Origin of the sequence: Stutzerimonas kirkiae, from assembly GCF_004327335.1 — a bacterium.
Taxonomy (GTDB): Bacteria; Pseudomonadota; Gammaproteobacteria; order Pseudomonadales; family Pseudomonadaceae; genus Stutzerimonas; species Stutzerimonas kirkiae.
Genome location: NZ_QJUO01000002.1, coordinates 213,673 through 226,279, shown reverse-complemented (window position 1 = coordinate 226,279; position 12,607 = coordinate 213,673). Strand labels below are relative to the sequence as shown.

The 12,607-nt window shown below is 64.4% G+C and carries 11 protein-coding genes; 8 read left to right on the top strand and 3 right to left on the bottom strand.

The window, feature by feature from the left end; genetic code table 11:
* Positions 1-33 precede the first annotated feature (33 nt).
* On the bottom strand, positions 34-1,410 hold the full coding sequence (locus DNJ95_RS02635) for a class II fumarate hydratase (RefSeq protein WP_131183159.1): 1,377 nt from the start codon (positions 1,408-1,410) through the stop codon (positions 34-36).
* Positions 1,411-1,573: 163 nt separating this feature from the next.
* On the opposite strand from DNJ95_RS02635, the gene DNJ95_RS02630 reads away from it, so the two are divergent.
* The 7 genes from DNJ95_RS02630 to DNJ95_RS02600 all read left to right on the top strand — a co-directional run bounded on the left by DNJ95_RS02630 (position 1,574) and on the right by DNJ95_RS02600 (position 8,779).
* Complete coding sequence (locus DNJ95_RS02630; protein ID WP_131183158.1) at positions 1,574-2,080, top strand: DUF2059 domain-containing protein; 507 nt, start codon at positions 1,574-1,576, stop codon at positions 2,078-2,080.
* Positions 2,081-2,082: 2 nt separating this feature from the next.
* Positions 2,083-2,382, top strand: a complete 300-nt coding sequence (locus DNJ95_RS02625) for a BolA family protein (RefSeq protein WP_131183157.1) — start codon at positions 2,083-2,085, stop codon at positions 2,380-2,382.
* Positions 2,383-2,506: 124 nt separating this feature from the next.
* The gene (locus DNJ95_RS02620) at positions 2,507-2,806 is read left to right on the top strand and encodes a DUF1883 domain-containing protein (protein WP_131183156.1); all 300 of its coding nucleotides are present in this window, start codon (positions 2,507-2,509) and stop codon (positions 2,804-2,806) included.
* Positions 2,807-2,855: 49 nt separating this feature from the next.
* Complete coding sequence (gene trhO / locus DNJ95_RS02615; protein WP_131183155.1) at positions 2,856-3,791, top strand: oxygen-dependent tRNA uridine(34) hydroxylase TrhO; 936 nt, start codon at positions 2,856-2,858, stop codon at positions 3,789-3,791.
* 11 nt (positions 3,792-3,802) lie between these two features.
* Entirely contained in the window at positions 3,803-4,435 is a 633-nt protein-coding gene (locus tag DNJ95_RS02610; protein ID WP_131183154.1) for a DsbA family protein, read from the top strand.
* Complete coding sequence (locus DNJ95_RS02605) at positions 4,428-6,206, top strand: ABC transporter ATP-binding protein (protein WP_131183153.1); 1,779 nt, start codon at positions 4,428-4,430, stop codon at positions 6,204-6,206. Before DNJ95_RS02610 ends, DNJ95_RS02605 begins: the two co-directional genes overlap by 8 nt.
* Positions 6,207-6,823: 617 nt before the next feature.
* Positions 6,824-8,779 (top strand): methyl-accepting chemotaxis protein, encoded by a 1,956-nt coding sequence (locus DNJ95_RS02600; RefSeq protein ID WP_131183152.1) that lies wholly within the window; start codon positions 6,824-6,826, stop codon positions 8,777-8,779.
* 89 nt (positions 8,780-8,868) lie between these two features.
* On the opposite strand, the gene DNJ95_RS02595 is transcribed toward DNJ95_RS02600, so the two are convergent.
* Both DNJ95_RS02595 and dacB read right to left on the bottom strand, forming a co-directional pair.
* A complete protein-coding gene (locus DNJ95_RS02595) occupies positions 8,869-9,930 on the bottom strand; it encodes a metal-dependent hydrolase (RefSeq protein WP_131183151.1) in 1,062 nt (353 codons plus the stop codon).
* Between the two features lie 646 nt (positions 9,931-10,576).
* On the bottom strand, positions 10,577-12,022 hold the full coding sequence (gene dacB, locus DNJ95_RS02590; protein WP_131183150.1) for a D-alanyl-D-alanine carboxypeptidase/D-alanyl-D-alanine endopeptidase: 1,446 nt from the start codon (positions 12,020-12,022) through the stop codon (positions 10,577-10,579).
* 167 nt (positions 12,023-12,189) lie between these two features.
* Here dacB and DNJ95_RS02585 point away from each other — a divergent pair, with 167 nt between their 5' ends.
* Positions 12,190-12,531 carry a YggL 50S ribosome-binding family protein gene (locus tag DNJ95_RS02585; protein ID WP_131183149.1) on the top strand — a complete coding sequence of 114 codons (342 nt, stop codon included), beginning with the start codon at positions 12,190-12,192 and terminating at the stop codon, positions 12,529-12,531.
* Positions 12,532-12,607: the final 76 nt, after the last annotated feature.

Below are 12,607 nucleotides of genomic sequence, written 5' to 3'. Positions count from 1 at the left end.
CGGCGGCATCCGTGCCGGGTGCCGCCGTTGTGCCTACAGCATGTCCTGTGGTCGTACCCAGTCATCGAATTCCTGTGCATTCAGGTGCCCTGATCGCAATGCGGCTTCCCGCAACGTAAGGCCCTGTTCATAAGCCAGCTTGGCGATCTGCGCCGCTTTGTCGTAGCCGATATGGGTGTTGAGCGCCGTCACCAGCATCAGCCCCTGTTCGAGGTGGGCCGCCATGCGTTCGGCGTCGGGTTGCATGCCCGCGATGCAATGAATGTTGAAGTTATGGCAGCCGTCGGCCAACAGGTCGATCGACTCCAACAGGTTGTGGATGATCACGGGCTTGAACACATTGAGCTGCAACTGCCCCAGGCTGGCGGCAAAGCCTATGCTGGCGTCATTGCCCATGACCTGGCAGGCCAGCATCGACAGGGCTTCGCACTGGGTCGGGTTGACCTTGCCCGGCATGATCGAACTACCAGGCTCGTTGGCCGGCAAGCGTACCTCGGCCAGTCCCGCGCGCGGCCCGGAGCCCAGTAGCCGCAGGTCGTTGGCCAGCTTCATCAGGGCCACCGCCAGGGTCTTCAGGGCACCGGAAAGGACCACCAGCGCTTCATGCCCGGCCAGTGCCGCGAATTTGTTCGGCGCGGAGACGAACGGCAGGCCGCTGAGGGCGGCGATTTCCGCCGCCATGGCCGGGCCGAAGCCGGGTGGCGCATTCAGCCCGGTGCCAACCGCCGTGCCTCCCTGGGCCAGTTGGTAGAGGCCGGGCAGGCTCTGCCGGATAGCCTGTTCGGCGATCTGCAACTGGCTGACGAAGGCCGACAGTTCCTGGCCGAAGGTCACGGGTGTCGCATCCATCAGGTGGGTGCGACCGGTCTTCACCAGGTGCTCGTGGCGCATCGCCTGTTCGGCCAGGCCGGCCTGGAGTTCGCCGATGGCCGGCAGCAACTTCTGCTGGACCGCCCTGGCTGCCGCGATATGCATGGCGGTGGGGAAGCAGTCGTTGGAGCTCTGTGCACGATTGACGTGATCGTTCGGGTGGACCGGGCTCTTGCCGCCACGTTGCCCGTTGGCCAGCTCATTGGCACGCCCGGCGATCACCTCGTTGACGTTCATGTTGCTCTGGGTGCCGCTGCCGGTCTGCCAGACCCGCAGCGGGAACTGATCGTCATGCTGCCCGTGCAGCACTTCATCCGCCGCCTGCTCGATAAGGCGGGAAACATCCGCCGGCAGTTCGCCGATACGCCCGTTGACACGGGCCGCGGCTTTCTTGATCAGGGCCAGGGCCTTGACCAGCGCCAGCGGCATGCACTGCTCGCCAATGGCGAAATAGGTCAGGGACCGCTGGGTCTGTGCGCCCCAGTAGGCCGAATCGGGGACTTCCACCGGGCCTATGCTGTCGGTTTCTATGCGCGTCATGATGGTTTCTCCGCGGGGCTCTGCAAGGTAAGGCCCGTGTTCTGCGGCAGGGTTCCATGCAGGCGCCGGTCAGGTGCGCCTTGAGGGGCGGACGGCAGGGGGGCAGAATGCGCCTTCCGGGCGCCGCAGGCCGATGCCCGCCGATCTCTTCAGGAGTCTTGCAATGCCCTCGTTTCGATACCTGGTCCTGGCTGGCGCATTGGCGCTGGGTGGCCAGGTTGCCCCGGCACTGGCCGATCAGGCCGCACATGTGCGCAATGCGGAAGAATTCCTGCGACTGGCCCGCGCCCAGCAACTGGCTACGCCCGTCTATGCGCAGGTGCAGGACATGTTCGCCCAGCGCTTTACCCAATTACAGGGCGGGCAGAAGCAGCAGGCCCTGCTGGACAGCTATCAGGCCCGTGCCAATGCCGCCCTGGACAAGGCGATTGGCTGGGACAAGCTGAAGCCTGAACTGGTGAAGCTCTATATCGGCCAGTTCACCGAGCAGGAATTGCGGCAACTGATCGACTTCTACCAGTCGCCGCTGGGGCGCAAGGTGCTGACGCAACTGCCGGAACTGAACATGCGCTCGGCACAGATCGCCCAGAGCAAACTGGAGGCGGCCGTGCCCGAGGTGAACAGGCTGCTGGACGACATGAGCAAGGCACTCGAAGCGAAGAAGGAATGAGCATGGCGAAGATAGACAGCATCCGCGCGACACTCGATGCGCAGTTGCAGCCGGAGTATCTGGATGTGCTCGATGAAAGCCACATGCACAGCCGTGGGCAGGAAACCCACTACAAGGCCGTGGTGGTCAGCCCGCTGTTCGATGGGCTGAATTCGGTCAAGCGCCACCAGCGCGTGTATGCGGCGATGGGGGGCATGATGCGGCAAATCCATGCCCTCGCCGTGCATACCTACACCCCGCGGGAATGGAGCGAGCGCGAGGGCGCGCCGGACTCGCCGACCTGTCGTGGTGGGCATTCCTGAGCTGGAAGCTTATGGCTCTTCGCCTGTCATCCAGTCCAGCTTGACGCCGCCCGCTGGATTTGGACGCGGCCGACCATTGCGTCATGTTATTGTCGCGTTTTTCCAGCGGGCCCATGGAGTTTCGATGAAGTTCATCCACCAGCGCGAGTACCTCGATGAAGACGACATCGTGCTGATCGAGTGTTCCAGACCGTGCAATATCCGCCTGATGAGCGATGCGAACTTTCGCAGCTTCAAGAACGGTGGGCGGCACAGTTACCACGGCGGTGCGTTCGATCGCTTCCCGGCGAAGATCGTGGTGCCCAGCAGCGGCTTCTGGAATATCACGCTGGATACGGTCACGCGGCGGGCGATCAGCGTGACGCGCAAGCCCGTCGAGCTGAAGCATACGATCAGGATCGTGCGGCGCTCTGCTCCACGCTGAGAACCATGGCAGTCCGCCCTTTGCGAGGGCGATCACCGAGGATTATCCGATGACAGAAAAGGTCGTCGTGGCCGCGATGTACAAGTTCGTCGCGCTGCCCGATTACGAGGCCTTGCGCCAACCCTTGCTCGACACCCTGCTGCAACACGGCATCAAGGGCACCCTGCTGCTGGCGGCGGAAGGCATCAACGGCACCGTCTCGGGCTCGCGGCAGGCGCTGGACGCGCTGTTGCAGTGGTTCGCCAGGGATGAGCGGCTGGTCGATATCGACCACAAGGAATCCTTCTGTGACGAGCAGCCGTTCTATCGCACCAAGGTCAAGCTGAAGAAGGAAATCGTCACCCTCGGGGTACCCGGCGTGGACCCCAACCGCCGGGTCGGCACTTATGTCGAGCCGGCCGACTGGAACGCGCTGGTCGACGATCCCGAGGTGCTGCTGATCGACACGCGCAATGACTATGAAGTGGCGCTCGGCACCTTCGAGGGTGCCGTCGATCCCGCTACCCGCTCATTCCGCGAATTTCCCGCTTATATCAAGGCCCATTACGACCCGGGCCGCCACAAGAAGGTGGCGATGTTCTGCACCGGCGGTATTCGCTGCGAAAAGGCCTCGAGCTACATGCTCGAAGAGGGCTTCGAAGAGGTCTACCATCTCAAGGGCGGTATTCTCAAATACCTGGAAGATGTGCCGCAGGAGCAGACCCGCTGGCGCGGCGACTGCTTCGTGTTCGATAACCGGGTCACGGTGCGCCATGACCTGGGCGAAGGGGATTTCGAACTCTGCCATGCCTGCCGCATGCCGGTTTCCGCCGAGGAGCGGCAGTCCGAGCACTATGTGGTGGGAATCAGTTGCCCACACTGCTGGGACAGCCTGAGCCCGAAGACCCGTGCCAGGGCGCAGGAGCGGCAACGCCAGATCGAACTGGCGCGCCAGCGGCAGCAGGCGCATCCACTGGGGCGCGATCCGCGCCGGCAGGACAGTTGAAGGAGGCCGGCATGAGTGCCCGATTGATCTATGTGATGGACCCGATGTGCTCCTGGTGCTGGGGCTTCGAGCCGGTTCTGCAACACCTGGCGAGCCAGGCGGAGCGGGCTGGGGTCGGCCTGCAACTGGTGGTGGGTGGCCTGCGCCGCGAGTGCGAGGTGATGGACCCGGGCGGGCGTGAGCGTACGCTCGGCTACTGGCGCAGCGTGCGGGAAAGCACCGGGCAGTCGTTCAACTTCGAGACGGGCCTGCCGCCGGGGCTGGTCTACGACACCGAGCCCGCCTGCCGCGCCCTGGTGGTCGCGCGCGGTATGGACGCGGGCAGCGCCTGGCCCCTGGCGCGACGGCTGCAGCAGGCCTTCTACCAGGAGGGGCAGGACATCACCCGGGCCCAGGTCCTGCTGGAACTGGCCACGCGCCAGGGACTGTGCCGCGAGACGTTCGCCAGCCGCTTCGATGGCCTGGAGGCCCGCGAAGAAACGCAACGGGACTTCGCTTGGGCGCAGAATCTGGGCATTGCCGGCTTCCCCACGCTGCTGGCGCGGCGCCAGGGCGGCTATGCCCTGCTGACCAATGGCTACCAGTCGGCCGAGGTCCTGGGCCCGCTGCTGGGGCGCTGGCTGGAGCAGGGTAGCTATGCCTGAGCGGTTGAGCTGGGCGGACATCCGCGGGCTCGCGCTGAAGCACCGCAAGGCGCTGTTGCTGGCCAACCTGGTGGCCATCCTGGCCACGCTCTGCAGCGTGCCGATCCCGTTGCTGCTGCCGTTGCTGGTGGACGAGGTACTGCTTGGCCAGGCTGGCTCGGCCACCGCGCTGATGGATCGGCTGCTGCCACCAGCCTGGGAAAATGCCGTCGGCTATGTCGGCCTGATGCTGGGGCTGACCTTGCTGCTGCGCAGCGCCTTCCTGGGGTTCAGCGTTCTGCAGGCCTGGCTGTTCGCGCGGCTGTCCAAGGATGTGATCTACCGCATCCGCCTGCGGCTGCTGGAGCGGCTGAAGTGGATCGCCCTGGGCGAGTACGAAAGCCTGGGCGGCGGCACGGTGGCCACGCACCTGGTCACCGACCTGGAAACCCTCGACAAATTCATCGGTGAAACCCTCAGCCGGCTGCTGGTCGGCGTCCTGACGATTCTCGGCACCGCGGCCATCCTGCTCTGGATGCACTGGCAACTGGCCTTGCTGATCCTGCTATTCAACCCGCTGGTGGTCTATGCCACGGTGCAACTGGGCAAGCGCGTCAAGCACCTGAAGAAGCGCGAGAACGACAGTACCGCCAGCTTTACCCAGGCGTTGACGGAAACCCTGGATGCCATCCAGCAGGTGCGTGCGGCCAATCGCCAGGGCTATTTCTTCTCGCGTCTGGGCCAGCGCGCCCGGCAGGTGCGCGACCACGCCGTGGCATCGCAGTGGAAGACCGATGCCTCCAACCGGGCCAGTGGGCTGCTGTTCCAGTTCGGTATCGATATCTTCCGTGCCGCGGCGATGCTCACCGTATTGTTCTCCGACCTCTCCATCGGCCAGATGCTGGCGGTGTTCAGCTACCTGTGGTTCATGATCGGCCCGGTCGAGCAGTTGCTCGGCCTGCAATATGCCTTCTATTCGGCCAGCGGCGCGCTGAAGCGCATCGACCAGTTGCTGGCGCGGGCCGACGAGCCACGGCATGCCGCCGTGCGCGATCCTTTCGCAGGACGGCGGACCGTTGGCATCAGCGTGCGCGATCTGCATTTCTCCTACCAGGACGAGCAGGTGCTCGACGGCTTGAGCCTGGATATCGCGCCCGGCGAGAAGGTCGCCATCGTCGGTGCCAGCGGCGGAGGCAAGAGCACCCTGGTGCAACTGCTGCTTGGGCTGTATCAACCGCAATCCGGCGAGATCCGCATGGGCGGCGTCAGGTTGGAGGAGATCGGCTACGAGTGCGTGCGCGAGCATGTGGCGGTGGTGTTGCAGCATCCGGTGCTGTTCGACGACACCGTGCGGGCCAACCTGTGTATGGGCCGTGACAGCAGCGACGAGGCCTGCTGGGAGGCGCTGCGCATCGCGCAACTGGAGGAAACCGTGGCACGCCTGCCGGCCGGGCTGGACAGTGTCGTCGGGCGCTCGGGCGTGCGTTTTTCCGGCGGCCAGCGGCAACGCCTGGCGGTCGCGCGCATGGTGCTCGCCGACCCGCATGTGGTGATCCTCGACGAGGCGACCTCGGCCCTCGACAGCGCCACCGAGCATGCCTTGCACCAGGCCCTGGCGCGCTTCCTCCAAGGGCGTACGACCCTGATCATCGCCCACCGCCTGTCTGCCGTGAAGCAGGCCGACCGCGTGCTGGTGTTCGATGGCGGCTGCATCGCCGAGCAGGGCGAACATCGGCAACTGATCGCTGAGGGCGGGCTCTACGCCAAGCTGTATGGCCATTTGCAGCACTGATCGAAAGACCGTTCGAAAGCGCCGAGAAGAGCGCTGGAAGCTGGAAAGCTGGACGAGAAACACCAGCGTCGCGTCACCGATCATGTGCCATGCTGGATAACAGCGGCCTTGCGTAGGGTGTGCCGCGAGCATCTGAACGATCGACGCTGCTATCCGTGGTGCGCATTGCGCACCCTCAGAACCTGTTCACGACCTGCTGCGTTAAAAACAGGCTTCGGCAAGCCGCTTGCGGCTAACGCACTACCAGTGCGGCACCGAAGGGGCAGCGAAGCGAGTCATGCTCATTTACCACTTGTAAACTCCGCTTGACTCGCTGCGCCCACCCTGGCGGGTCAGCCTCCGGCGGTTACTCTCTTTGGTTGTTGCACCTTGCAGACCCTAGCTCGCGAGATCGTGAACAGGTTCTCAGCGCTCTTTTCGATCCCTGCGCAGGCCACGGCACGGCGGTTCTTGAAACACTGCATGTCATAAGATTGGCGTTTTTTGTGTAAATTTTCTGGCGGGAGTGGCGAAATGCCACGCTTTGCCGATTAGAATGCCCTACTTTCGGCACCGGTACTTCGTAGTGGTGCGGTGCAGGTCCATTGATGAACTGGCACGATTTCAGGGTGTTTATGATGCGATCGCTGGTTGGCATATTTATCGACCTCGGGGTCGGCAAGAAACTGCTGCTGGGCTTTGGTGTGGTGTTGCTGTTGACCCTTGCGGTGGCAGCCACCGGGTTCTATGCGGTGACCGGAATCATCGGGCGAGCCCAGCAGGTGGATCAACTGGCGCATGTGAATGCGCTGATGCTCTCCGCCCGTGGCCAGGAACGGGACTTCGCCCTGACCCGCAATTCGGCCTCGGCGGTGGCCTTGCGCGACTCGCTGGCAGCGCTGCAGGCCGCCTTGCAGGAACTGGCCGGTACTGCCTCGGTGCGCGAGCAGGCCGATCTGTCGGCCATCGCTTCCGCGGCCCAGGAGTATGGCCGGCAGTTCGAGCGTTATGGCGCATTGATCGAACAGGTCGCCGGCCTGCGCGAGCATATGGACCAGTCGGCGCAGAACAGCCGTTATGAGTTCGAAGGCATCGAACTGGAAATGTACGATGCGGTGCGCGCACTCAGGCTCGAAGGCGATCGTCTGCGCGGCAGCGACCCACTGACCGTCGCTGAGGCGGCTTCCGGCCTGACCAAGAACATTCTCGACCTGCGTACCTTCGAGAACGTCTATATCGGCAACCCGTCGCAGGAGTCCGTGGACAACTGGAACGAGGTTCATAGCAACGTCATCGACGTGGGGCGCAACCTCAAGCGCTGGCTCAATGAAAGCCAGTCGGCGGCGATGGATACCGCGCTGGCCGAGCTGGAAACCTACCGCAAGAGTTTCGATGCGTTCCGTGACGGGCGCGAGCAGCGTGTAAGCCTGGAACAATCGCTGGCCGAGCATTCCGCCTCGGTGATCGCGGCGCTCGAACGTAGCGAGCAGACGGCTACGCAGGATATGCGTGAGCAGCGCCACAATGCCTATCTGCTGCTGGCTTCCATCGCGTTGCTGGCTATCGTCATTGGCCTCTTCGCGGCGATCTCGATCACCCGCACCATCACCGTGCCGTTGCGGCGTACCGTGCAATTGGCGCAGCGTGTCGCCGCCGGCGACCTGAGCCAGCCGGCGCCGGCGAATGTCCGCGGCGATGAGCTGGGTCAGTTGCAACTGGCCATGCAGGGCATGACCGACAGCCTGCGCACGCTGATCGGGCGTATCGGCGGCGGTGTTGCGCAGATCGCCGCGTCCGCCGAGCAACTGTCGGCGGTGACCGCCCAGACCAGCGCCGGTGTGCAGAACCAGCGCATGGAGACCGAGCAGACCGCGACGGCGATCCATCAGATGGCGGCCACGGTGCAGGAGGTGGCGCGCAATGCCGAACAGGCATCGCTGGCCGCGCGGCAGGCGGATGACGAAGCACGCCAGGGGGAAGCCGTGGTGCGCCAGGCCATCGACGAGATCGGGCGCCTGGCTGGCGAGGTCGAGCAGTCGGGCCGCGGTATCGAGGCGCTGAACGCCGAAAGCGGGCGCATCGGTGGTGTCCTGGAGGTGATCCGTACGGTGGCCGAGCAGACCAACCTGCTGGCGTTGAACGCCGCTATCGAGGCGGCCAGGGCCGGAGAGCAGGGGCGGGGGTTCGCGGTGGTGGCCGATGAAGTGAGGGCGCTGGCGCAACGTACCCATGAATCGACCAAGGAGATCGAAACGCTGATCGCCAGCCTGCAGCACCTGGCGCAACAGGCGGTCGAGCAAATGGGCAGCAGCCGGGTGCTGACGCAGAACACAGTCGAGCTGTCCGAGCAGGCGGGGGCCGCGTTGGGGCGGATCACTGGCGCGGTTTCCACCATCGAGCAGATGAACCAGCAGATCGCGGCCGCCGCCGAAGAGCAGGGCGCGGTCGCCGAGAATATCTCCGAGAGCGTGACGCGGGTTCGCGATATCGGCGAGCGCAGCGCCGAAGCCAGCGAGCAGACCGCGGGTGCCAGCGCCGAGCTGGCGCGCCTGGGTGGCGAATTGCAGGGGCTGGTCAGGCAGTTCCGGGTTTGACTGAGCGGCATGCCCGCCGATAAAAGCGCTGGAGGCTGAACGAGATAGGCTGGCCTTGCCTCTCGTCCAGCCTCCAGCGCTTTTGGTTTCTATCTGTTAGCGGTGTCCCCATTCGACCGGGCCAGGGGCGCTGCCCACTGCGCCAGCGGTAATTCAGGCCGTGCCTGCCAGATTCGCTGCCAGATACGTTCCAGTTGCCGCAGGTCGCCGCGCTCGGCGGGCAGGCGCTGTGGGCGTTCGAGGACAACCCAGGTACCTGTGCGGTATTCGGCCAGCGGGAAGCGGAAAGGGTGGACACCGGTCATGCCCAGGCGCAGGTCGGTGACCACCAACTGACCGTCTATTTCGTCATAGCGCAGCAGGCCGCCACTGAACCAGCGCAGGCGCTCGTGGGCGCTCGAATGCTGGAGTGCCTCGGCCTTTTCCGCACCCCTGGCGATGGGTACCAGCACTGGCGGCTTGCGGTCGAACCAACTGGTCACCGCTTCGTAGTAGTACTCGTCATCCACCGCCAGCATGCGCCAGAGCAGCGTATTGAAGGGTGTTGGTGCACTGAACACCTGCCGGGCCTCGACGCCCTGCCGTGCCAGGGCGTCGTGCATGCGTCGCTCCGCCATCTGCTTGCCCGCCAGTGTCGAACCCAGGTAGAGCGACGACAATGCCAGGGCCGCCAGGGGCAGATGCCGCCGCCTGCCGCCGAGGCCGGACAGCCCGGTGATCAACACCGCCAGCAGCAGTGGCAGGCTATACAACGGATCGATGATAAAGATGCTCGACCAGGCCACTGGCGGCGTCTGCAGTGGCCAGAACAACTGGGTCCCGTAGCTGGTGAAAGCGTCCAGCAGCACATGGGTGACCAGTACCAGCCATATGCTCAGGAGCAGCCGCCTGCCCGAATAGCCGGCATCCGGGAAGAAGCGCCGCACCAGCCAGGCGAGCAGCACGGAAAACAGGCTGAGGACCAGCAGCGAGTGGCTGAACCCCCGGTGCTGGGTCATGTTGGCGACCGCGTCGCCATAGTCGATGATAACGTCCAGGTCGGGCAGGGTGCCGAGCATGGCGCCATACAGCAGTGCCTTGCGGCCTTGCCAACGCCCGAGTAGAGCCGCCTGTACACTGGCGCCGAGAACAGCCTGGGTGATCGAGTCCATGGATTGCCCGAGAGAGTGATGGGGTGGATACGGTAGCAAGCCAGGGCGGGCACATGCAGCAGCTTTTCGTCTTGCCGGGGCGAGCATGTCGTGTGCGGCCTGCGACGGGATTGGCAATAGTGTGTCTGGCTTCTGGATCGTAGAACATGACCTCGGGATCACCGTCCTTGTACGAATGCCTGGTGGTGGGACGGGGCACGCGTGAATACCTCCCTGTAGCTCTTCGCCGCCATCCCTGGCGGCGAAGGCCCCGTCCCACCACCAGGCATCCTCACAGCCACCTTAAGCCGCGCCTGAGGGAAAGAGCGCGAAACCTAAAGCCCTGCGAATAACCCAGCTCTGCGCCGACGGCTCTTTCCATCGCCGCCACGCTATTCGCCGCGAGCCCGGCCGGCCCCGCTACGAAAGGCGCATGACCCCGTCTCTCATCTGAATAAGGGGGCGCTCTTCGTCGGCTTCCCGGCCACCTAGGGTTTCGTAGCGGGGCTGGCCGGGTTCACGACACCACGGGTAACAGGGCACCGCCAGCGGCCTACGATGAAACGCACACTTGATTGCCAATCCGCTGGCAACGAGGCATGTTGCGATCACACCGCTGTGACCGGCTGTACGTTCTCCGCTCGTCCTGCTACTGCATAGCCCGCGTTCAGCGGGCCTGGCTGTAGAGGTCGATCAGCACTTGGTCGAGTACCGCCGAGGCGCCCCAGGGGCGTGGATGGTTGAGGATGGCGACCACCGCCCAGACATCGCCGTGCTTGTCGCGGCTGTAGCCGGCGATGGCGCGTACGGTGTTGAGGGTGCCGGTCTTGATATGTGCCTGGCCGGCGACACCGGTATTCAGCAGCCGCTTGCGCATGGTGCCGTCCCGTGCGGCGATCGGCATGGACGAGATGAACTCCGCCGCATAGGGGCTGCGCCAGGCATTCTGCAGCATGGTACCCAGCTCCCTGGCGCTGATGCGCTCGGCGCGGGACAGGCCCGAGCCGTTTTCCATCACCAGGTGCGTCGAGATCATGCGGTTCTTCGCCAGCCACTGGCGGATGACCCGCTGTGCGGCCTTGGCGTCGTCGCCGTCGGCTTCGTTGCGGAAGGCGGCGCCAAGGCTGAGGAACAATTGCCGGGCCATGGTGTTGTTACTGTACTTGTTGATGTCGCGGATGATCTCCACCAGGTCGGGGGAGAGCGCCCGTGCCAGTAGGCGGGCATCCTTCGGCACACTGCCGAGGCGGTCGTGGCCACGGATGCTGCCGCCCAGCTCGTTCCAGATGGCGCGCACCGCGCCGGCGGCATAGTGTTCGTGATCGAGCACGGACAGGTAGGTCTGGGAACTGCAGCCAACATGCAGCTTGCCACTGACGACCACCGTGACTTCCCTGCCGTCGGCGCTCTTGACCGGGTTGTAGACGACTTCCGGCCAGCCGGGGCACTTGGCGGCGGGCTGGCTTTGCACCCGGTTGTCGATCTTTACCGTGGCGATCGGCGGCTCGACGGCGATATCGACCTTGCCGGCGTCGTTGCGTACGACGAAGCGCAGGGCCTTGAGGTTGACCAGCAGCGAATCGGGGCCGACCAGATAGGGTTTGTTGCTGTCGCCGCCGTCATCGTCGAACTGTGGCAGGTCGGGCTGGATGAAGTAATTGCGGTCGAGCACCAGATCGCCGGTGACCTGGCGCACACCGTTGGCGCGCAGGTCACGCAGCAACAGCCAGAGCCGCTCCATATTCAGCTTGGGGTCGCCGCCGCCCTTCAGGTACAGATTGCCGCCGAGTACGCCGTCCTTCAGTGGGCCGTCGGCATAGAACTCCGTGCGCCACTGGTGATTGGGGCCGAGCAGTTCCAGGGCGGCATAGGTGGTGACCAGTTTCATGGTCGAGGCCGGGTTGACCGAGACATCGGCGTTGACGATGGTCGGTGTCGCGTTGCCAGTGAGCGGCAGCATCACCAGGGACAGCGCCGAAGACTCTATCTTGTTGCGTTTCAGGGACTGCTCGACGGCGGCTGGCAGGCTCTGATGGACGGGAGCGGCCAGGGTGGAAAAGGCCAGCGGGGCACTCAGGGCGCCCACGATGAAGCAACGAAAGAGTTTTCTCATGATGAAGGTATTCTGTGCATGCTGTGACTGGACAGGCGGCAGTCACGAATCCGCTTCGCAAGCCGCTCATTGTACGGGCTATGCGGTACCCGGCAATGCGCTTTGATCGCCTTGTCATGCGCTTGCTGCTAGAGTGCGCGCCACCACTACTATGAGGATGCATACCCATGGCGACCAACCGTTCGCGTCGTTTGCGCAAGAAGCTCTGTGTCGATGAATTCCAGGAGCTGGGCTTCGAGATCAACCTGACTTACCGGGAAAGTGCCGGTAACAGCGAGCGCGATGCGTTTCTAGAGGCCTTCCTGGACACGCTGGAGGCGTTGGGGCTGGGCTATGTCGGTGGCGAGGACTATGGTTTCGTCTGCCTGGCGCGCCGTGGTTCGGTCGACGAGGCGCAACGCCAGCAGGCCCAGGACTGGCTGGCGGGGCGTGGCGAACTGGCCGAATACAGCGTCAGTCCGCTGATGGACGTGTGGTACCCGCAAAACCCGATCAACGTCACTGCGTGACGGGTTTACACCGCTAGGGCCTGCCGACGTTTCGGCGCAAGCCGCGTTATCGCGAGAAATTCCTCCCGGTCAGGTC